Origin of the sequence: Pseudomonas sp. KCJK9016 (assembly GCF_046231795.1) — a bacterium.
GTDB classification, from domain to species: domain Bacteria; phylum Pseudomonadota; class Gammaproteobacteria; order Pseudomonadales; family Pseudomonadaceae; genus Aquipseudomonas; species Aquipseudomonas bananamidigenes.
The window spans coordinates 196,211-216,681 of record NZ_JBJJMM010000005.1; the positions used below are offsets into that span (position 1 = coordinate 196,211).

Annotated in this window: 16 protein-coding genes; 2 read left to right on the forward strand and 14 right to left on the reverse strand. The window is 63.1% G+C overall.

Annotation, left to right across the window (positions count from 1 at the left end; all coding sequences use genetic code 11):
* Positions 1-6: 6 nt before the first annotated feature.
* From ACK6BI_RS06940 to ACK6BI_RS06970, 7 genes are all read right to left on the reverse strand, one after another.
* Complete coding sequence (locus tag ACK6BI_RS06940; RefSeq protein WP_409316465.1) at positions 7-1,449, reverse strand: efflux transporter outer membrane subunit; 1,443 nt, start codon at positions 1,447-1,449, stop codon at positions 7-9.
* A complete protein-coding gene (locus ACK6BI_RS06945; protein WP_065257458.1) occupies positions 1,446-2,330 on the reverse strand; it encodes an HlyD family secretion protein in 885 nt (294 codons plus the stop codon). Before ACK6BI_RS06945 ends, ACK6BI_RS06940 begins: the two co-directional genes overlap by 4 nt.
* Positions 2,327-2,536, reverse strand: coding sequence for a DUF1656 domain-containing protein (locus ACK6BI_RS06950; RefSeq protein ID WP_065257457.1), 210 nt, complete (start codon positions 2,534-2,536; stop codon positions 2,327-2,329). The genes ACK6BI_RS06945 and ACK6BI_RS06950 overlap by 4 nt, the downstream gene beginning before the upstream one ends.
* Positions 2,533-4,596, reverse strand: coding sequence for an FUSC family protein (locus ACK6BI_RS06955; protein WP_409316466.1), 2,064 nt, complete (start codon positions 4,594-4,596; stop codon positions 2,533-2,535). Before ACK6BI_RS06955 ends, ACK6BI_RS06950 begins: the two co-directional genes overlap by 4 nt.
* The gene (locus tag ACK6BI_RS06960; RefSeq protein ID WP_065257455.1) at positions 4,593-5,021 is read right to left on the reverse strand and encodes a MarR family winged helix-turn-helix transcriptional regulator; all 429 of its coding nucleotides are present in this window, start codon (positions 5,019-5,021) and stop codon (positions 4,593-4,595) included. The genes ACK6BI_RS06955 and ACK6BI_RS06960 overlap by 4 nt, the downstream gene beginning before the upstream one ends.
* A gap of 191 nt (positions 5,022-5,212) precedes the next feature.
* The gene (locus tag ACK6BI_RS06965) at positions 5,213-5,458 is read right to left on the reverse strand and encodes a DUF2789 domain-containing protein (RefSeq protein ID WP_409316467.1); all 246 of its coding nucleotides are present in this window, start codon (positions 5,456-5,458) and stop codon (positions 5,213-5,215) included.
* A gap of 115 nt (positions 5,459-5,573) precedes the next feature.
* A complete protein-coding gene (locus ACK6BI_RS06970) occupies positions 5,574-6,035 on the reverse strand; it encodes an aminoacyl-tRNA deacylase (protein WP_409316468.1) in 462 nt (153 codons plus the stop codon).
* Between the two features lie 195 nt (positions 6,036-6,230).
* Here ACK6BI_RS06970 and ACK6BI_RS06975 point away from each other — a divergent pair, with 195 nt between their 5' ends.
* On the forward strand, positions 6,231-6,761 hold the full coding sequence (locus tag ACK6BI_RS06975) for an NfeD family protein (RefSeq protein WP_409316469.1): 531 nt from the start codon (positions 6,231-6,233) through the stop codon (positions 6,759-6,761).
* 2 nt (positions 6,762-6,763) lie between these two features.
* Positions 6,764-7,522, forward strand: coding sequence for a slipin family protein (locus tag ACK6BI_RS06980; protein ID WP_065257449.1), 759 nt, complete (start codon positions 6,764-6,766; stop codon positions 7,520-7,522).
* Here ACK6BI_RS06980 and ACK6BI_RS06985 read toward each other — a convergent pair.
* The 7 genes from ACK6BI_RS06985 to ACK6BI_RS07015 form a co-directional block, all read right to left on the reverse strand.
* Positions 7,504-8,460, reverse strand: a complete 957-nt coding sequence (locus tag ACK6BI_RS06985; protein WP_409316470.1) for a sulfotransferase family protein — start codon at positions 8,458-8,460, stop codon at positions 7,504-7,506. The two genes, ACK6BI_RS06980 and ACK6BI_RS06985, sit on opposite strands and share 19 nt — an antisense overlap.
* Positions 8,448-9,233 carry an aspartyl/asparaginyl beta-hydroxylase domain-containing protein gene (locus tag ACK6BI_RS06990; protein ID WP_409316471.1) on the reverse strand — a complete coding sequence of 262 codons (786 nt, stop codon included), beginning with the start codon at positions 9,231-9,233 and terminating at the stop codon, positions 8,448-8,450. The genes ACK6BI_RS06985 and ACK6BI_RS06990 overlap by 13 nt, the downstream gene beginning before the upstream one ends.
* Positions 9,230-9,835 carry an adenylyl-sulfate kinase gene (gene cysC / locus ACK6BI_RS06995; protein WP_409316472.1) on the reverse strand — a complete coding sequence of 202 codons (606 nt, stop codon included), beginning with the start codon at positions 9,833-9,835 and terminating at the stop codon, positions 9,230-9,232. Before cysC ends, ACK6BI_RS06990 begins: the two co-directional genes overlap by 4 nt.
* Positions 9,819-11,333 (reverse strand): TolC family protein, encoded by a 1,515-nt coding sequence (locus tag ACK6BI_RS07000; protein WP_260521743.1) that lies wholly within the window; start codon positions 11,331-11,333, stop codon positions 9,819-9,821. Before ACK6BI_RS07000 ends, cysC begins: the two co-directional genes overlap by 17 nt.
* A gap of 50 nt (positions 11,334-11,383) precedes the next feature.
* The gene (locus tag ACK6BI_RS07005; RefSeq protein ID WP_409316473.1) at positions 11,384-17,767 is read right to left on the reverse strand and encodes an Ig-like domain-containing protein; all 6,384 of its coding nucleotides are present in this window, start codon (positions 17,765-17,767) and stop codon (positions 11,384-11,386) included.
* 53 nt (positions 17,768-17,820) lie between these two features.
* Entirely contained in the window at positions 17,821-18,666 is an 846-nt protein-coding gene (locus ACK6BI_RS07010; RefSeq protein WP_409316474.1) for a sulfotransferase family protein, read from the reverse strand.
* 138 nt (positions 18,667-18,804) lie between these two features.
* Entirely contained in the window at positions 18,805-20,400 is a 1,596-nt protein-coding gene (locus ACK6BI_RS07015) for a glycosyltransferase family 39 protein (RefSeq protein ID WP_409316475.1), read from the reverse strand.
* Between the last annotated feature and the right edge of the window lie 71 nt (positions 20,401-20,471).

A 20,471-nucleotide genomic window follows, 5' to 3' on the forward strand; every position in this document is an offset into this window, starting at 1 on the left:
ACGGCTTCAGGGTTTGCTGGCGCTCGAGACTTGCGTTCGTCCGCTTTCCCAGCCGCCGCCGAGGGCGAGGAACAGATCGATCTGGCTCATGGCGACCTGGGTGTTGGCAGCGGCCAGTTGCGCGGTGACATCGGTGTAGGTGCGAGTGGCTTGCAGGTCGGCGAGGAACGACTCGCGGCCCGCCTGGAAGAAGCGGTGAGTCTGATCAGCCGCCAGCTTCGCCGATTGCTCGGCATCGGCCAGGGCATCGCGGCGTTGCAACAGCGCAGTGTACTGAGCCAGACCGGTCTGGGTTTCGCGAATGGCGTTCAGCACCACGCCATCGAAATGCGCCAGTGCACCCTGGGTCGAGGCCTCGGCTTCACGAATCCGCGCCCGTGCAGCGTTGGTCGGCACCTTCCAGCTCAGCGACGGACCGAATCCCCAGCGATTGGTCGACGGATCGCCAAGGTCGGAGACAATCCCCACCGTGCCGATCGTCGCGCCAAAACTGATGTCCGGGTACAGCTCGCCGGTGGCGATGCCGATACCGGCGGTAGCAGCCGCCAGTCGCCGCTCGGCCTGGCGGATGTCCGGACGGCGCTTGAGCAGCGCGGCGCCATCGCCGACCGGCACCAACTGGGCGATTTTCGGCAGTTCGGCGCAGGTGGCGGTGCCGGCCGGCAATTGATCGACCGGTTTGGCCAACAGCATCGACAGACGGAACAGCCCGGCCTGACGTGCGGCCTCATAACGTGGCAAATCGGCACGCAGCGACTTGAATTGGGTTTGCGAGCGCGTGACCTGGGTTTCATCGCCACGCCCGGCATCGCGCAGACGCTGGATCAACTCGGTGCTCCGGGATTGCAGGTCGAGGGAATGCTGGGCGATTTCCCGTTCTTCGTTGGCCGCGCAGACCTGGGTGTAAGCCCGGACGACATCGGCGACCAGGGTGATGCGCGCGGTGTCGGCTGCGGCCTGAGTCGCATCGGCGTTGGCTTTCGCCGCTTCGATCCCGCGTTGCAAAACGCCCCACAGATCGAACTGATACGAGGCACTGATGCCGATGTCGGCGACGTTGGCCACCGGAACTTTCTCCGGCAGCAGGAATGCCTGACCGGACTCCTGCAAACGCTGAGCGCCCATTTTCACGCCGCCGCTCCAGCCACCGGCCGCCTCGGCCTCATCGACCTGTGCCCGGGCCCGCGACAGGTTCGCCGCCGCCACCCGCAGATCGGTGTTGGACGCCATGGCCTGCTGCACCAGTTGGTCCAGGCGCGGATCCCGATACAACCGCCACCAGTCCGCCGGCACCGGACTGGAAACCACAGGCTTGCCGGCCACCGCCAGGTCACCTTGAAAATCCTTGCGCTGAATCGCTGCATCAGCGGGCAAGTGATAGTCCGGCCCGACCATGGAACAGGCCGACAGCATCATGCCCAGACCGACGATCATCAGGGCCCTGCTCATTTTGCGGGCTCCTGTTGGTCATCGATGATCGACACCGTGGCGGTACGTCCGGCGATCATGCGGAAGTCTTGCGGTACGTCGTCGAAGGCGATACGCACCGGAATCCGCTGGGCCAGTCGCACCCAGCTGAACGCCGGGTTGACGTTGGGCAGCAGGTTGCTGCCGCTCGAGCGGTCACGGTCCTCGATACCGGCGACAATGCTTTCGACATGCCCGCGCAAACGGGCGCGGTCGCCGATCACACGAATGTCCACCGACTGACCGATGTGGATGCCATCGAGTTTGGTCTCTTCGAAATAGCCGTCGATGTGGAACGAGTTACTGTCGACCACCGACAACACCGGGCGCCCGGCGGTGACGAACTCCTGGGCACGCGGCGCACGATCGTTGACGTAGCCGTCCACCGGGCTGCGGATCACCGAACGGTCGAGGTTCAGTTGGGCGCTGTCCACGGTCACCAGCGCTTCGGCCAGTGCCGATTGCGCGCGGGCGACTTTCGACTGACTTTCTTCCAGTTGCTCGGTCGGCACCAGATTACCCAGACCCCGGTTGCGCTTGGCTTCACGCTGGGCCTGGGCGAGGGTTTCTTCGCGGTCGGCAACGGCCGCTTTGGCCTGGCGCAACGCCAGTTTGAAGCGGTCCTGATCGATGCTGAACAGCACCTGGCCGCGCTTCACCAACTGGTTATCCTTGACCTCGACCTGCTGGATCAGCCCGGACACGTCCGGGGCGATCTGCACGATATCGGCGCGGATGTGGCCGTCACGGGTCCAGGGGGCGAACATGTAATACATCACCATGCGCCAGACTACGACGACGGCGAAAGCCACGATCAGCAAGGTCAGCATCACGCGACCGATAGTCAAAAACGGTTTTTTCATGTCATCAGGTATCGACTGAGTGCGTCCACGCCGTACAGCATCACGGCGTAGAGGGCCACGTTGAACAATGCCCGGTGCCAGACCAGACGGTAGAAATGCAGACGTGTGAGCACGCCATGTACCAGCACGAACAGCACATAGGTGATGCCCATCAGCACCAGCAGGGTCGGCAGGAAGATGCCGCTGATATCCAGGTCACCGATCACAGGGGCGCTCCTTCAGGCAGGGGTTCTTCGGGCTCGGCGCTGGAGACGAATTCGACGCCGGGCAACAGCGCCAGCCGCAAACCGCTCAAGGCGTGCAACAGGTGCAACCGGGTTTCTTCATCGCCGTGGCCGTTGAGCGCACGACGGGTGCGGTCCATTGTCATCAGCAACGGACTCGGCGCCGGCAAGCGTTCGCCGGCCTTGAGGCAGGCGCGGAAATATTCGCCGACCTCGTTCACCACCTGCTGCAACAGCACGTTCGGCACGCCGGTCACACGCGGGGTGTAGGCCAGCAGATCGAGCAGGTTCAGGCCCACACGCACTTCACGCAGGGCGATACCGGTGTCCTGACCGGTCAGCGCCAGACGCGGCAGGTGCTGCATCAGGCGGTCGAGCAATTGCACACCCAGTTGCCGGTGCTCGGCGAGGTTCGCCGGTTCGGTCATGTTGACGATGTCTTTCCAACTGAAACGGGTCAGGCGCTTGGCCGCCAGTTCGGCACCGAACGGGCGGGCGATCAGGGTCCAGATGAAAGCGAACAACAACCCCATCGGGCCCGCCAGGTTGGAGTTGGCGAAAGCAAAGAAGTCGGCGTCATACGCACCGGAAATGCTGATGAACGACGACGTATTCACCAGCGTCAGCAGCATGCCGAGGTAGAACCGTGGCTGCACCGTCAGGGTGCCGACGCAGATGAACGGAACGGCAAACGCCAGCACCAGCATCGGGAAGTCATGCAGGTTCGGCAGCACCAGAAACAGGTAAAGGCTGGCGAACAGCACCGACATCCCTGTCCAGAAAAAGAACCGGTAGATCTGCGGGGCCGGGTCGTCCATCGAGGCGAAAAAACTGCACGACACCGCCGCCAGAATCACCGCGCTGCCGCCGTCGGTCCAGCCCAGAAGAATCCACAGCACGGAGGCGACGATGATCGCCAGAATGGTCGAGCCCACCGAATACAGCATCAGCCCACGGTCAAGAAATGGCGTCAGACGACCGAGGCGCCAATGGCGATAGACCGCACGCCAGCTGTCCTGGCGTTCGCACAGGATCGCGTCCTGCAGACTGCGGCAGTCCTGCCACAGATCGACGAATTCGCCGAGGCGGTACAGCGCGTTGGAAAACAGCAATTGCTTGCGGTCTTCCAGTGCTTCGGCACTTGGCTGCAAGGCTTCGAGCTGATTGCGCAGGGCTTGCCAGCGGTCGAGATCGGCGTCTTTGTAGCCGAGCCATTCGCGGGTGGCGCTGAGCAGCGGCGCGAATTTTTCCACCAGTTCCGGCGTGCGCCGTTCGAGAGCGTAGAGCGAATCTTCCAGCGCATCGATCACCGGCAGCAGATGGATCATCCGCCCGCGCAGTTCCTTGGTATTGCGCACGGTTTGCGGTCGCGCGCCTTCGTGGGGCAACTGGCCGATCATCAATTCCAGGCTGTTGAAACTGCCGACCATGGCCATGCGCAGGGCGGTGACTTCTTCGGGATTCACGTCACGGCTGAGGAATTTCAGGCTGTAAGTGGTCGCATCGGCGAACCACTTGCCTACGGCATCGTTGAACACCGGCGCCAGGCGCCGAGGCCAGAACATCGCACCGACCACCGCCGCCACCGCGATGCCGAGGAAGATCTCTTCGGTACGTGCCTCCGCCACGTCCCACACCGCCAGCGGGTTATCCACCACCGGCAGGGCAATCAGCGGCAAGGTGTAACCGGCCAACATCAGGGCGTAGTTGTTGGCGGTGCGCAGATGCAGAGACAGGAACAGCAGAATCCCGGTCCACAACGCGATGACCACCACCAGCACGTAAGGGCTCTGGACGAACATCGGCACGAACAGCACCGCCGCGGCAGCGCCGAGGAACGTACCGATCGCCCGGTACAATGCCTTGGAACTGGTCGGGCCGAGAAACGGGCTGGAGACGATGTACACCGTGGCCATCGCCCAATACGGACGCGGCATCTGCATGAGCAAGGCGATGTACAGCGCAATCATCGAGGCCGCGAAAGTACGGATCCCGTAGAACCAGTCGCGGGCCGGAGGAATGCCGGTAAAAAAGCCGTTCACGGATGGATCACCGCTGGCGGGCTCGCCGCCTCGAAAGCTCTCAATACTCGAAGCGTAGCTGCCAGATCACTCTGGTCGATGCCTTCGAGCACTTCATGACGCAGACGCACCAGTTCGGTTTCCACCGCTTGTACCAGCTCGCGGCCGGTGTCGGTCAGGCTCAGGCATTTGGCCCGGCGATCCTGGGCGTCTTCGGTGCGGCACACGTAGCCGGCGTGACATAGCTGATCGAGCAACCGCACCAGCGAAGGGCTCTCCATCCCCGCGGCCTGAGCCACCTGCACCTGACGCACACCCTCGCCCAGACGTCCGATCATCAAGAGCGGGACGGCGCAGGCTTCGGAAATTCCGTAGTTGACCAGCGTGGTCTGGCAGATCTTCCGCCAATGCCTGGCGGCCACCACCATGGCACTGCTGATGTTCATCTGGAGGGATTCGAGGTCGTTCGGCACGAGGGAATGCACACACTGTTAGTTTGCTAACTATCAATATGGCATTGGATGGGAAATTCAGTCAAGTTTTGAAACAAATCCATGTTCAAGTGTGAATTCAGAAAAATGATCTCTCCCTGACTTCTGCGCTGTTTTTTTACATTTCGGTCTTTTCAGACATTTTTCTACACCCCCCGCCCCTTCCTCAACATCACATCCAGCTGATCCACCACCTCCGCCCAATCCGCATCGTCAAGAATCTCGTCCCGCAAGAAATCCGCCTGGCTTTTGGTCCAGAAAAACGCATCACACAGGTGCAATTCGGGCTTGAGCGGTGAATGGGCGGCGATGAACTGGTCGATGCTGACCGGGTCGTTTGGCAGACCGAGCTGTTTGAACAGGGACGGAAGGCTGTGCGTCGGGCTTTCCATGTTGGAACTCCTGCGAGATTCATAGGGTGTGAAAGATTTTTCGCGAGCAGGCTCGCTCCCACAGGTTCAGCGCAGAATCTGCTCGCGATTGGCGTCGGCACAGACGCTGGAAAACCTACTGACTCAACTCCCGCACCTGCGCATGGGGCACCATTCTCAGAAACTCGGGCATGCTCATGTGCAGCAGGTTGTGGTGGTTGCCGGCCTCCAGGTAGATGTCTTTCTGCCGGGTCACAAGCGGGTCGATAACCATGTCCAGGCCATAGGAATCGCCCAGCGGCGGCACCGCGCCACGCTCGCAGTCATCGAACAGATGCGCCAGGGTGCTTTCGCGGGTGATCTGCCACTCGCCGCTGGTGCGCACCTTGCTCAGGTCCAGATGGCGGCTGGCGGGCAGCACGGCCATCAGGTAATGCCCGTGGTGGTCGTCGAGGATCACCGATTTGGCCACCCGTTCCGCCGGAATTCCCGCAACCCGCGCCGTTTCCAGGCTGCTGCTGGAATGCGGATGGGCGACGATGTCGTATTCGCATTGCGCCCGGGTCAGGCTGCTCTGCACTTTTTTTGCCATGCGCATGATGCACCTCGGTGCCCGTCGACGCTGCGTGGCGGGCGGTGATGAACGTTGTTCCCGTCCTTGAAAGTCTAGTCGGACACGCCGCGGACGCAGGAAATTCCGCTCACTGGCGGCATGGGCAGGTCGACCGGAATTCATCCGGCCCCGGGCTCAACTAGACTGTAAAGAGAACCCCTGACTCTCCCGGAGGGTCACGTGAACATCCGTTGCTGTGTATGGGTCCTGTTGATGCTGTTGAGCGGATCGGCGTTGTCTGCAGACGCGCCGGTGCCCGACATCGATCCTTTCGGTCTGTGGTTGATCACCCTGGGCATCTGCTTTCTGATCGCCGAAGCCGTGCTGCCCAATTACGGAGTCATCGGTCTTGCCGGGCTTGTCATGTTCGTGGTCGGCGCGCTGATCCTGAACAACACCGCACTGCCGGTGCCGATGATGATCGGCCTCGGTCTGGTCAGCGCCCTGTTGCTGATCGCGTTGCTGATCCGTGCTCTGAGAACCCGGCCACGCCATCCGGTCAGCGGCGACGCCGGCCTGGTCGGCAGCGTGACGGCGGTGACCTTGGTGGAATCGCAGGACACCCGCAATGGCTGGGTGCAATTACAGGGAGAACGCTGGCAAGTGTCGAGTGCCACACCGCTGCACACCGGGCAACCGGTGCGGGTGGTCGGGCGCAGGGGCTTGTTGCTGCAAGTGGCCGCGACTGATGCGGCACCGCTCGGAGAGTGATCATGGGTCTGCAAATCGGTTTTGTCGCGCTGCTGCTGTTGCTCATTGCCATGGCCGGCTCGACGTTCCGCATCCTGCGTGAATACGAACGGGGTGTGGTGTTTCAGCTCGGGCGTTTCTGGCAGGTCAAGGGGCCGGGGCTGATCCTGTTGATTCCGGTGGTACAGCAAATGGTCCGGGTCGATCTGCGCACCATCGTGCTCGATGTGCCACCGCAGGATGTGATCACCCGCGACAACGTCTCGGTCAAGGTCAACGCGGTGCTGTACTTCCGCGTGCTCGACCCGCAGAAGGCGATCATCCAGGTCGAGGACTTTCTGACCGCCACCAGTCAGCTGGCCCAGACCACCCTGCGCGCAGTACTCGGCAAGCATGAACTGGACGAACTGCTGGCCGAGCGGGAACAGCTGAACATCGACATCCAGCAAGTGCTCGATGCCCAGACCGACGCCTGGGGCATCAAAGTCGCCAATGTCGAAATCAAACACGTCGACCTCAACGAATCGATGATCCGCGCCATCGCCAGGCAGGCTGAAGCCGAACGGGAACGGCGGGCCAAGGTGATCCACGCCGAAGGCGAATTGCAGGCCTCGGAAAAGCTCATGCAGGCCGCCGAGATGCTCGGCCGCCAGCCCGGTGCCATGCAATTGCGCTACATGCAGACCTTGAGTTCGATTGCCGGCGACAAGAGTTCGACCATCGTCTTCCCGTTGCCGATCGAATTGCTCAAGGGGATGGCGGATCAATCGGCCAAATCGTGAAGGCGCAGGCGCTCAAGCGCTTCATAGGGTGATCGCGCACAACGCTCCACGTGTGCCCGTAACAGCGTCGAGGCTTCGCGGCGTTTGCTGTCGCCGTCGGCGACAAACATCTGTGACGGCTGTTTTGCATGCTGCGCAGAGCCTGCCAGGGCCTGTTCGCCTTGCGTGGCGTTCAGGCGGAAAAAACTCGCCAGACGTCCCGCCATGGCCTCGGGCAACTCGCTGTAATTCACCGCCAGGCCGCCCGAGTCTGCACAATGCAAACGTCCGGCCTCCAGCAAGCGACCGAGTCGCCGGGCGATGAAGTCCTCACGCCCCACAAACGGCAAGCCATCGTCCAGCACACATGCACCGAGCATGCCCGGCACCATGTGCATGCCCGGACGCCGCAGATGCGAGACGGCGATTTCCAGCGGATCGCGATAGACAAACAGCCACGGTGTATCGGGGAAGCACGCCTGCAGCAAAGGCCATTCGCCGATGTTCCAGGCATCGAGTTTGATCACCAGTCGTTGTTCCATGCCGCGCCGACGCTGTCCGTAGGCCGAGAGCAATCCTGCGATGGCTGCCCGACGTTCGACATCCGGCAGATCACTGCGCAGCAAGGTATCGAGGGGCGCAGGTTCCGAGATCACGATGTGATCATCGAGCCGCGCCAGCATCTGGCTGATCAACGTCGAACCGCAGCGCGAGGCATGCAGGATGAAAGCACTCGGTGCCAGGCCCGGGCTGACCGCTTGCCAATCGGCAAGCGTCGACAAGGGCGTCTGCCGACGAAACGCCTGATTGAACGGCAGCTGCAGCGCCTGCTCTACCGCCTCGCGAAAAAACGGCTGGCGCAGGGGCGAATCACCGAACCAGCACCAGTCGACCTGCCATTGCCCGGTGGCTTTCCAGATGCGGATCGGCAACCAGCCGTGCAGATTCAGGCTCGCCATTGTTCGTTCCAGGATCGACGTCCCTTGCGCATCGCCGCCAGCAGTTCTTCCCGGGAGACAGACAAACCGCGCCCGGCGGCCAGTGCCACTGCCTGCTGGATAAACGCTTCGGGGTCGTGCAGTGCCTGCAACGCTGCGGACAACGACGGATCCGCGACCAGCAGACGCTCATAGCGCTGTAACGCCGAGTCTTGCGCGTCAGGCTGCGGAGTACTCGGCAAACCCTCGGCAATCATCTGCTCCAGCCACGCGCCGGGGCGGCAATCGAGTACCAGATGAATGCGCGCTGCGCTGTCGCGATTGTCGACCCGATGGGGCCGCGCAAGGTCCAGAAACCAGCACTCCCCTGCCGCCATCGGCATGCGCAGGCCATCGAGCCAGAAGTCCACGGCGGGCGGGCTGAGCAACGGGATGTGCAGGCGCCGGTCAGCCTCCGGCCCCTCAAGGTCGTAATCACGATGTTCATGGATCTGCCCGCCCGGTCCCAGGCGCAACAGACGCGCACTGACGATCTCCAGCGGCAGATCGCGCAATGCCTGCTGCCAGCGGCGGTCGTTCAGCCAAGGGGCACGCTGCACGGGTTCGGCGCGGCCCGGGGACAATTCGGTCAGGGCATCGGCTGCCGAGATCAGCGCCACCCCGCTCCAGTCACCGGCGAAGCAGGCGGTGTTGAAATGACCGCGCCAGGCATCGTCGGCAATCGCCGCCAGCGCCTGCAACAACAGCGGCAGATCCACCGTCACCGGCAGTCGCGAAAACGCTGGCCGGTTCATGTCCGGGGCAGTACTGCGGATTCGCCGAGCCAGGTCAGCAAACGATCCAGACAGGCGTCGACCGACAGCGCTCCGGTGTCCAGCACCAGCGAGGCCTCGACTGGCGGTTCGTAAGGAGCGGAAACGCCGGTGAAACCAGCCAGCTCACCACGCCGTGCCCGGGCGTAATGTCCTTTCGGATCGCGCTGCTCGCACACTGCGAGCGCGGCGCTGCACCAGACTTCGCGATAGTCATCGCCCAGGCGTCGGGCGAACACTTCGCGCAACTCCACCAGCGGCGCGATCATCGCCAGAATCACGATTTGCCCGTTCTCCACCAGCAGCGCCGCCAGTTCGCTGGCGCGACGGATGTTTTCCAGACGGTCCGCGTCGGTGAAACCCAGGTCGCGGTTGAGCCCGACGCGCAAGCCATCGCCGTCGAGCACCACACTTTGCAGGCCCTGCTCGAAGAGTTCGGCATGCAGCGCCTGAGCCAGCGTCGATTTGCCCGCCGCCGGCAAACCGGTCAGCAACACTGCCGTGCCGCGATGACCATTGCGGGCCTCGCGCTGCGCACGGCTGATGCTCGCGGTCGGCGCCAGCACGTCACTTCGCGGAGGCATGGGCCACCGGCACCGAAATATCCCCCGAGGCCCACGCCGCTTCGCGGTTGGCCAGCGCCGTGGCAATCGACTGCACTTCGGTCGACTGCACCTGGTCCGGCAAAGGATCGAGCCCGGCACTGGCGAAGATCTGACCGTAGGCATTACGCAGATCGGCGTAGGACAGATCGCGACGCAAGTCCGCCTGCAGGTTGTTCAGTTCGCCCTGGATCAGATCCAGTTCGCCGATGCCCGCCGCCTGATGGCGGTTGCGCAACTGGCCGACGATTTGCCCGTCGATATCCGAGAGCTGCTGGTTGGTCTTGAACTGACGCAGCGCCTCTTGATAGTTGGCGTTGGCGACGTACAACTGCGCCAGCACCGCAATCGACATGGCCTGACGCCGGGCGGTGGCGACTTCTTCACCGGCCTTGGCCACATCGATGGCGGCCGGCGCGGAGATCACGTTGAACAGGTTCCAGGTCACCTTCACGCCATAGTCCGCCCAGCGATCGTTCACCAGGAACGAGTTGCTGTCGTAGTGCCCGCCGGCGGAAAACTCCAGGCCCGGTAACATGCGCAGCATGGCCTTGCGGGTTTCGGCGGCACTGATCCGGGTCTGGTAATCCTGCTCGCGCAGCTCCGGACGGCTGGTCAGGGCTTCCTGTTCCAGTTTGGCGATATCCACCTTGAGTTCCGGGATCTGATAACCGTCGTCGGTGGCCAGCGTCAGGTTAGTGCCCATCGGCAGGTTGATCAGGGTCGCCAGCTCGGTTTTCGCCAGCGACAATGCGCGGCGCTGCTCTTCCAGTTGCCGGGTGGCTTCGATCAGCGAACGCTGGTAGCCGAGGGACTGCACCGGATCGCCGATGCGTTGCTCGCTCATGCTTTCACTGTTGCGCCGGGCGCTGTCGACCCGCGCCATCAGGCTGTCGATCTGCTTGAGCAGCCGCTCGGCCGCCATCGCCCGCCAATAGGCCGAGCGCACGTCCTGAACGATGGTGTTGATCACCTTGCGCCGGCGCTCCTGCACGATCAGGCGCTGGTCGCCCTGCTGTTTGGCGTTGATGTAGCTGACACCGAAATCGAGGACGTTCCAGACCATGGTCAGGTCGGCGACGTTGCGGTCGCGGTCCTGGGAGGTCGAGGGTTCCAGGGATTGGGTGCCGGTGCGCACGCTCTGGCTGCTGGAAGCGCTGACGTTGTTGCGCCCGACGTAACCGGCGTCCAGCGCCATGCGCGGCAGCATGTCGAAACTGGCGAGGTCGAGCTGCCGCTTGGCCAGCGCTTCCTCCATGATCTTCAGGCGTCCTTCGAGGTTGTATTTCACCGCGCGGGCCATGGCCTGATGCAGGGTCAGCGGACCGCGCAGCGGTTCCTGGCCCTTGTACATGGTTTGCAGGTCGGCTTTGGCCCGTTGTTCGCTGACGCTGCGTTCGATCGGTTCACTGGTGACTGCACATCCGCTGATCGCCAACGCCAGCAGGCTGGCGCCGAACAGTTTCTGACCTTTCTTCATCCCTGGATCGCCCCTTGGGTCCCGCATAATTGTTGAATTGTTCTGGTTCGTCAGGCCGGCATTTCGCTGATGCCGACCTGTTGCAGCGCCGCGGCCAGGTTGTCCACCCGATGCTGCTCGCTGTCCTTGATCTGTTGCAGTTGCTGGCCCAGGGTCGGCGCGCCGAACACGCCGCGCAGTCCCTGGGAAATATCACCGCCCTTGAGCGAATGGCTGTCGAACGTGCTCAAGGAATCCCGCTCGGCAGCACTGTTCTGGTTGAAGAAGCTCGACAGGGTGCTGCTGGCGAACACCCCGCCATCGCCACCGCCGAAGCCGAGGAAGCCATGGCCGGAACCGTCACCGCCGCTTTCGCTGCTGCCAAAGACCTGAGCGATGAAGCTTGGGCTCAAGGCGCCGTGGTTGATGAAGATGTCACCCAGAGGACGCAGGCCGTTACCCAATACCCGCTGCTCGAACAGCGGCGCAAAGGTCAACGGTGAACCGAGGTCACCGGTGGGTGGCGCAAAGACCAGCGGTTGCAGCGGCACGTTCGGCAGCGGTGGCTGCACGACCGGGTCGCTGCTGCGGAACTCAGGGTCCGGCGGCACCACGACGAGCGGTGAAGTCGGCGAAACGGCAGGCACCGTGTTGATCACATAGTTGCCCGACTGACTGATCCCGCTGCCACTGTTGCCCGACAGGTCGCTGACCCCGGCGCTGTTGACGCTGATCGCATTGCTGGCGCTGTTGACGTTGGCGTTCGGCGTGAGGGTCGCGGTCCAGGTCTTGCCACCGTCGCTGCTGCTCAGGTTGGACAAGGTGCCGTTGGCCACGCTGATGTCCGACAGGTCGAAACCGGTGACCGCCTCATTGAAGGAAATGGTCACCTGCGACGTCTGGCCGATGCCCAGATTCGGATTGGCGACCACAACCGTGGCGGTCGGCCGTTCGCTGTCGAGGGCGTAGTTGTTCGACACGGCCACCGTGCTGCCGGCATTGCCCGCCAGATCAGTGACATTGCTGGTGTCCAGGGCAATGAAATTGCTCGGATCGGTGACATTCGCGGTCGGCGTGAACGTCGCGGTCCAGGTCTTGCCGCCGTCGCTGCTGCTCAGGTTGCTCAGATCCCCGTTGGTCACGCTCAGATCCGACAGATCGAAGTTGTTCACCGCCTCGCTGAAGGTAAAGGTGACCGTGGTGGTCTGGCCGATGCCCAAATGTGGGTTGGCAACCACGATGCTCACCGTCGGTCGGGTCGCGTCGAGGATGTAGTTGTTGGAGATGGCGATGCTCGCCCCGGCGTTGCCGGCCAGATCCTGCACACCGGCGGTGTCGAGGATGATCAGGTTGGTCGCGTCGTTGATCCCGGCAGTCGGCGTCAGGGTCGCGGTCCAGGTCACGCCGCCGTCACTGCTGCTCAAATTGGACAGGGTGCCGTTGGCGACGCTGAGGTCCGACAGATCGAAACCGCTCACCGCTTCGCTGAAGGTGATGGTCACGGTGGTGGTTTCACCGATGCCCAGGCGATTGTCGGCGACCACGATGGTGGCGGTCGGCAGCGCAGTGTCGATGGCGAAGTTGTTGGAATCGAGCGTGCCGATGCCGCTGTTGCCTGACACGTTGCTCACTCCGGCGAAATTCAGGGTGATCAGGTTGGTGCTGTCGGTGACGTTGGCGGTCGGGGTGAAGGTCGCGGTCCAGGTGATGCCGCCGTCGCTGCTGCTGACGTTGCTCAACGTGCCGTTGGCCATGGCCAGGTGACTGTTGTCGAAACCGCTTACCGCTTCGCTGAAGGTGATGGTCACCAGTGAGGTTTCCCCGGCCTTGAGCGAAGTGTCGGCCACCACGATGGTGGCGGTCGGCACCTGGGTCTGCACCTGATAGTTGGCCGAGCTGGTGGTGCCGGCACCGCTGTTGCCGGCCAGGTCGGCGATGCCGGTATTGTTCAGGACAATCAGGTTGGTGAGATCGGTGACACCGATATTCGGGGTGAACGTGGCCGTCCAGGTAATGCCACCGTCGCTCGACGTCACATTACTCAAGGTGCCGTTGGCGACGCTCAGGTCCGAGTTGTCGAAACCGGTCACGGCCTCACTGAAAGTGATGGTCACCAGCGCCGTTTCGCCGGGGCGCAAGTCGCTGTCGCTCATGACAATGGTGGCTGTCGGGCGCTGACTGTCGACCGCGTAGTTGTTGGAGTCGGTGGTGCCGCTGCCGGCGTTGCCCGCCAGATCGGCGATGCCGGTGTTGTCCAGGGTGATCACGTTGGTGGTGTCGGTGATCCCCGCCGCCGGAGTGAAGGTCGCGGTCCAGGTGATACCGCCGTCACTGCTGCTGACTGCACTCAATGTGCCGTTGGCGATGGTCAGGTCGGCGTTGGTGAAACCGGTCACCGCTTCGCTGAAAGTGATGGTCACCAGCGAGGTCTGGCCGACGCCCAGTGCGGAATCGGCGACCACGATGGTCGCGGTCGGGCGCTGGGTATCGATGGCGTAGTTGTTGGAATCCGTGGTGCCGACACCGGCGTTGCCGGACAGGTTCTGGACACCGCTGTTGTCCAGCGTGATCACATTGGTGGTGTCGGTGATGTTGCTGGTCGGCGTGAAGGTCGCGGTCCAGGTAATGCCGCCGTCGCTGCTGCTGATCGCACTCAACGTGCCGTTGGCGATGGTCAGGTCGGCGTTGGTGAAACCGGTTACCGCCTCGCTGAAGGTGATGGTCACCAGCGACGTTTCACCGATCTTCAGACTGGGGTCGGACACGATGATGGTCGCGGTCGGCACCATTGTATCGATGGTGTAGTTGTTGGAGCTGGTCGTGCCGCTGCCGGCATTGCCGGCCAGATCGGCGATGCCGGTATTGGCCAGCGTGATCACGTTGGTCGCGTCGTTGACGCCCAGGTTCGGTGTGAAGGTCGCCGTCCAGGTAATGCCGCCGTCGCTGCTGCTGAGCGCCGTCAGCGTGCCGTTGGCAACCGTCAGGTCGGCGTTGGTGAACCCGCTTACCGCTTCGCTGAACGTGATGGTCACCAACGAGGTTTCACCGGCGGTGAGGTTGCTGTCGGCTACCACAATGGTTGCCGTCGGGCGCTGGGTATCGATGGCGTAATTGCCGGAATCGACGGTACCGCTGCCGGCGTTGCCGGCCATATCAGTGACGCCGCTCTGGTCCAGGGTGATGACGTTGGTGGTATCGGTGATGTTGCCGGTCGGCGTGAAGGTCGCGGTCCAGGTCATGCCGCCGTCGCTGCTGCTCACTGCGCTCAGCGTACCGTTGGCGACCGTCAGGTCGGCGTTGGTGAAACCGGTCACCACTTCGCTGAAGGTGATGGTCACCTGCGAGGTTTCGCCAATCTTCAACGCGGTATCGGACATCACGATGGTCGCGGTCGGACGCTGGGTGTCGATGGCGTAATTGTTCGAATTGGTGGTACCGCTGCCGGCGTTGCCGTTCAGATCGGCGATGCCGGTGTTGTCCAGGGTAATCAGGTTGGTCGCGTCGGTGATGTTGGCGGTCGGTGTGAACGCCGCCGTCCAGGTCATGCCACCATCACTGCTGCTGACCGCGCTCAATGTGCCGTTGGCGACGGTCAGGTCGGCGTTGGTGAAGCCGGTCACCGCCTCGCTGAAGGTGATGGTCACCAGCGAGGTTTCACCGATTTTCAGGTTGTTGTCGGCCAGCACGATGGTCGCGGTTGGTCGTGCGGTGTCGATGGCATAGTTGTTGGAGTTGGTCGTGCCGCTGCCGGCGTTGCCGGCCAGGTCACTGATCCCGGTGTTGTCCAGAGTCACCAGGTTGGTGGTGTCGGTGATGTTGGCGCTCGGCGTGAGCGTGGCGGTCCAGGTGATGCCACCGTCGCTGCTGCTCAGGCCGGTCAGGGTGCCGTTGGCCACCGTCAGGTCGGCCGTGGTGAAGCCGGTCACCGCTTCACTGAAGGTGATGGTCACTTGCGAGGTTTCGCCCGCCGTCAGATTGCTGTCAGCGACGACAATGGTTGCGGTCGGACGCACCGTATCGATCACGTAGTTGGCCGAGTCGGTGGTGCCGCTGCCGGCGTTGCCGGCCAGATCGGCAATACCGGTGTTGTCCAGAGTGATGACGTTGGTGGTGTCGGTGATACTGGCGGTCGGGGTGAACGTCGCTGTCCAGGTGATGCCGCCGTCGCTGCTGCTCACTGCGCTCAGCGTACCGTTGGCGATGGTCAGGTCGGCGTTGGTGAAACCGGTCACCGCTTCGCTGAACGTGAAGGTCACCAGCGAGGTATCGCCGATTTTCAGCGCCGTATCCGACATCACGATGCTGACGGTCGGCCGCACGGTATCGATGGTGTAGTTGACGGAGCTGGTTGTGCCGACGCCCGCCACGCCGTCGTTGATCGCGGTCACGCCGGTGTTGTCCAGGGTGATCAGGTTGGTGGCGTCAGTGATGTTGTTGGTCGGGGTGAAGGTCGCCGTCCAGGTGATGCCGCCGTCGCCGCTGCTCACTGCGCTCAACGTGCCGTTGGCGATGGTCAGGTCGGCGTTGGTGAAACCGGTCACCGCGCGGCTGAAGGTAATGGTCACCAGTGAGGTTTCACCGATTTTCAGCGCGGTGTCCGACATCACGATCGTGGCGGTCGGTGGTTCCACATAAGCGGTGTTAAGAGTTCCGCCATTGTTGTAGATCGCTGCAAAAGCCAACGGCACGGAGCCCGTGACGCCGCCCCCCAGCTCCAGGCCACCGGAGCCGCTGCCCGCCGCGTTGCCGCTGATCGCACTGAAGTTGGAGGCGGTAATCAGTACCGTGCCGCCCTGGTTCCAGATCGCACCGACCCCGCGTCCGCCGTCGCCGCCGTTCTGGTTGTTGCTCCCCTGACCGCTGCCGCCGCCACCACCGCCGCCCGCACCGATGTTATTGCTGATGACCGACGTACCGACGATTTTCAGGGTCCCGGTAGAAGCATTGTAAATGCCGCCGGCGGCGTTACCGCCCGCGCCGCCGACCTTGTCCCAGCCAGAGCCGCCACCACCGCCACCGATGGAAATCGTGCCGTTGTTGGCCGTGCCGCCGTTGCCGCCGTTGCTGTAATACGACACGCCGACGCCGCCCGCACCACCGGTGGTGGAACCGCCGCGCCCGCCCATGTGCGTTGCGTCATAGCCGCCGCCGTAGCCACCGACGCCACCGCTGCCGGCCTGGCCGCCCAGCGTACCGGTGCCCGGCCCGGCAGTACCGCCATGGCCGCCGCCCTGGCCGCCAAGACCGCCGCCACCGCCGCCGCCACCGCCGTAGTTGGCGCCGGTGACCCCCCCGCCACCGCCACCACCCGCGGCTGCGTTGCCGGTGACCGAAACATTGTTCAGCGTGAGAATGCCTGCGTTGAAAATCCCGCCGCCCATGGCGCCGGTGGCGCTATAGCCGCCATTGCCACCGTTGCCGGAAACGAGGCCGCGAGTGATGACCAGCCCGTCCAGCGTCACCGTGCTGCCGGAGGTGATTTCCACCACCCGGGTCCTGTACTGGCCGTCGAGGGTCACGTCCGCGACGCCGTCGTTGTTCAGGTCGCCGTCGACCGTGATGTTCTTGTTGATCAGCAATTCCGAGGTGAGCTGCACGGTCATGCCGGTGCTGAAGGTCACGATGTCGCCGTTCTGCGCCGACGCCAGCGCAGCGCGCAGCGAACCGGCGCCGGTATTCAGGTTGTTGGTCGCGGTCCAGGTGGCCAGGCCCCACTGGTATTCGCTCATCGCTTGAGCCGAAAGTACGTTGGCACTTTCGATCTTGCCGGTGGCGATCTCCAGATCCCAGTCGCCGCCCACCCCGGTGCGGTTGTTCGATGCCGCGACGTCGCGACCGGTCATTTGCGCCAGGGAATCGACGAAGCTCAGTCCACGGTCCCCCTCGGCGGTGTAGCAGCCATAGATCAGGATGTCGCCGCCGACGTTCATGTCCTTGCCGATCTCTGCCAGCACCGCACTGCGTTGCGCGACGTTGTCCGCCGAAAGGTAGCTGTTACCCAGCCACAGGTCACCGGCATTGCCGTGGGCGATGATCTGCACCGAGCTGACGCCCGAATGCTGATCAAGATAATCGGCGATCTGCTGCAAGCCGTCCTTGCTCGCGTCGAGCCTGACCACTTGTGTGCCGGGAGCAACGCCTTTGAGCAGGCTGTCGGCATCCTTGACCCGGGCATCGACGAACACCACGGTCTGGCCCGGCACGGCGACAGGGCTGGCGGCGGGTGTGGCGTCTGCCTGGCCGTGGGTGTCCTTGCTGGCCACCGGATGATCGGCGGTCGGCGCCTTGGCTGCTTCGGCGGCGGGATGGCTGTCGGGCTGGGCTGCGGCGGTATCGGCCACGGTGGCCGCAACCGCGCCGTCGAACAGCATGCGCGGCTCCAGCGACATGATCAGCGGCGCAGCCAGCGTCCGTTGGCCCTCGGTTACCCGCGACTTTTGCTTGCTCCACCACATGTTGCTCACCCGGACTCGAACAGTTGTAAATGCATCAATGAAAAACGCCGCAATCAGCTGATCGCGGCGTCGGACTTCATACGAATCACATTGGCAGCGCTGGCCGAGCCATCGAGCCAAAAGGACAGATCGGCGTATTGCTTGAACAGATCCGGCGGCAGGATAGTGCGCCGGGACTCCAGGGCGACCCTGGGCTTGACCTTGTGCAGACCGGCCACGCCGAGAGCTTGATCGAACTCCGGCGCGTCATAGGCCAGGTGTTCGAAATCGTGCTCGAACCAGGGCTCGCCGATGAATTCGTAAACCAGCCGCAGCACCCGCTCCGGGGCCTGGGTCAACAAGTCGTAATCGACAATCAGCAGCGAGTCGGCATGCTCGCCGTAATAGGCTTCCTTGAGCGCCGCCCAGGCAAAACCCACCAGGCGGTTGCGCTGGGCCAGGGTTTCGCAGCGGCTGTAGACGGTGTTGCGCTCGACGGCATCGCCGAACAGCTTGGTGTTTTCGTAGGGGTTGGCGCGGTACAGCCGCTCCAGGCTGTCCATCACCCAGGCGACGTTGCGCACGCAAGCAATGACCCTGGCTTTGGGAAACAGATCGTTGATCGCCGGCAGGCGCGCGCTCCACTGTCGGTTGGTGTCGAACACCACCGGTTTGTCGGCCTTGCCGGCGTAGTAGGAGTCGAACAGACCGCGCAACAGACGACGGCGCATGTCGGTGTCGATTACCGCGCCGAATTCGCTGCCGGCGCTGCATTGTTCGAGGACACCTGAGAACAACGCGCCGACCGGGCTGGTCATGCCGGCATGAAAGCGCGGGTTCTGCAAAAGGATCGCAGAAAGGAGGGTCGAGCCCGAGCGCGGCAAGCCGGAGATAAAGTGGAACTGCTGCAATCCCTTCACCTTACTTTGTAAGTCCTTTTGTCCGACGAGCGTAGTCCAACAAAGCCCTTTCGACTAGTAGTGTTTTGACATCAACATAGAGCAAAACGGACTTGTCAGACCTTTTCTTATTGCCAGCCGTAAGGTGAAGCGTTTAAGTCACTCCCCGTTGGTACGATCGTCCTTTTCCAGTACGAAAAGTCGCGCTTTCGCCCCGCCAGCATTGGACTGTTCACGCAACTGCCAGGTCTTGGGCAGCGGCAGGAACGGGTCCGCGACTTCCGGGTCCAGATCGCCGATCAGCCAGACCCGGGAACTGCCCTGCGGCAGGTCCGCAAGACGATCCAGATACACCTCGTCGGACACCAGCGTGCCAAATCCGTAATGGTTCGGACGGGTCGAACGCCCCTCGGCAGTCGGTGGTGTAAACAGCCGCACTTGAGCATCGGTGCGGTTGTAATAGACATAACTCAAGTACCAGAGCATGTCGCTGGTGACGATCCGGTCGCCGCTGACGAAGTGGTGGTTGATGTGCTCGACCATGACATTGAACTGATCATTCGGATCGACCGTGGCGTTGGTGTTCACACCGACCATTTCGATGCCGACAAACGCCACCAGCAAAGCCAGCGCCCATACGCGAGCGCGGCTGTACAAGCGGTCGATGGCCAGCGCTGCAAGCATCGGCAGGCCCAACGCATAGGCCGTCAGATAGCGCTCGATGAACACCGGGCTGATGAACGACACGGCGAACACCAGAAACAACGGCACACCGGTATAAAGCGCCAGCAACACGCTGCCATGGTTCACGCTGCGGTCACGGGCGACGGCCACGCCCGCCAGCGCCAGCATGGCCAGCGGCATGCCGCAGAACAGCAGCAACGGAAGATGATCGCCCTCGTTCTGGGTCAGCCACAGCCAGATCATCGACGGCAGTGACGACAGGGTCACCGGATCTTCCCAGCCCACATCGCCCCCGACCTTGAGCTCTTCCATGTGCCGGGTCAGATCGAACAGGTTCGGCAGCCACGGCAGGTAGAGCGCGACGATTGCCAGATTGGCCAGCCACCAGTCCTTGCGCTGGATATGCCGCAGGCGATAGCCCGGCAGCAGGCGAATCAGCCCCAGGTACAGCCAATGGCTCAACGCCGCCAGCACCGCGAAGTAGTGGGTGTACAACGCGGCGCTCATCAGCAGCGCATAGATCACCAGATACCGTCGGCGCTGCGGGCGTCTGACCCAGCAGATCAACGCCAGGGTAGTGCCGACCAGCAGCAGGCCGAGCAGCGAGTACATGCGCACTTCCTGGCTGTAGCGCACCGCCGTCGGCAGCAGCGCCAGCAGCACCCCGGCGATGATCGCCGCGCGGCGGGTCGCCAGACGATCGACCAGGCACATGCCCACACCCACCGTGGCAATACCGGCCAGGGCACTGAGACTGCGGATCGACAGGATCCCTTCGCCAAACAGTCCGATCCAGCCGTGCAGCAACATGAAGTACAACGGCGGATGCACATCGAACGCCGCGTGCTCCCAGATACCGCCCAGCGTATAGCGCGCCAGCAGCAGGCTGGAGCCTTCGTCGCCCCAGATCGCGGCGGCGGTCAGGTCATAAAAACGCACGGCTGTCGCCAGCAGCAGAATCGGTATCAGCCACTGTCGACGGACCCAGCGCAGCAGACGCCGGACACCGGCATTCGGTGCGGCAAACGGATCCTGGGTATCCCCCAGCGGAGTCTCGCGACGGACTTCCATCAAGCTTCCCTTAGATTTTTCCGAGTACAGAACAGCTTCGATCATTGCGCTCACTGTAGGCCAGCGGCGAA

What these genes read in the sequence shown, in the direction of transcription:
- ACK6BI_RS06970 (WP_409316468.1), bottom strand. Translation starts at nt 6,035, where the DNA reads ATGCGCATGGCAAAAAAAGTGCAGAGCAGCCTGACCCGGGCGCAATGC.
- ACK6BI_RS06985 (WP_409316470.1), bottom strand. Translation starts at nt 8,460, where the DNA reads ATGGCGAGCCTGAATCTGCACGGCTGGTTGCCGATCCGCATCTGGAAA.
- ACK6BI_RS07005 (WP_409316473.1), bottom strand. Translation starts at nt 17,767, where the DNA reads ATGTGGTGGAGCAAGCAAAAGTCGCGGGTAACCGAGGGCCAACGGACG.
- ACK6BI_RS06945 (WP_065257458.1), bottom strand. Translation starts at nt 2,330, where the DNA reads ATGAAAAAACCGTTTTTGACTATCGGTCGCGTGATGCTGACCTTGCTG.
- ACK6BI_RS06960 (WP_065257455.1), bottom strand. Translation starts at nt 5,021, where the DNA reads ATGAACATCAGCAGTGCCATGGTGGTGGCCGCCAGGCATTGGCGGAAG.
- ACK6BI_RS07000 (WP_260521743.1), bottom strand. Translation starts at nt 11,333, where the DNA reads ATGAAGAAAGGTCAGAAACTGTTCGGCGCCAGCCTGCTGGCGTTGGCG.
- cysC (WP_409316472.1), bottom strand. Translation starts at nt 9,835, where the DNA reads ATGCCTCCGCGAAGTGACGTGCTGGCGCCGACCGCGAGCATCAGCCGT.
- ACK6BI_RS07015 (WP_409316475.1), bottom strand. Translation starts at nt 20,400, where the DNA reads ATGGAAGTCCGTCGCGAGACTCCGCTGGGGGATACCCAGGATCCGTTT.
- ACK6BI_RS06980 (WP_065257449.1), top strand. Translation starts at nt 6,764, where the DNA reads ATGGGTCTGCAAATCGGTTTTGTCGCGCTGCTGCTGTTGCTCATTGCC.
- ACK6BI_RS06965 (WP_409316467.1), bottom strand. Translation starts at nt 5,458, where the DNA reads ATGGAAAGCCCGACGCACAGCCTTCCGTCCCTGTTCAAACAGCTCGGT.
- ACK6BI_RS06940 (WP_409316465.1), bottom strand. Translation starts at nt 1,449, where the DNA reads ATGAGCAGGGCCCTGATGATCGTCGGTCTGGGCATGATGCTGTCGGCC.
- ACK6BI_RS06990 (WP_409316471.1), bottom strand. Translation starts at nt 9,233, where the DNA reads ATGAACCGGCCAGCGTTTTCGCGACTGCCGGTGACGGTGGATCTGCCG.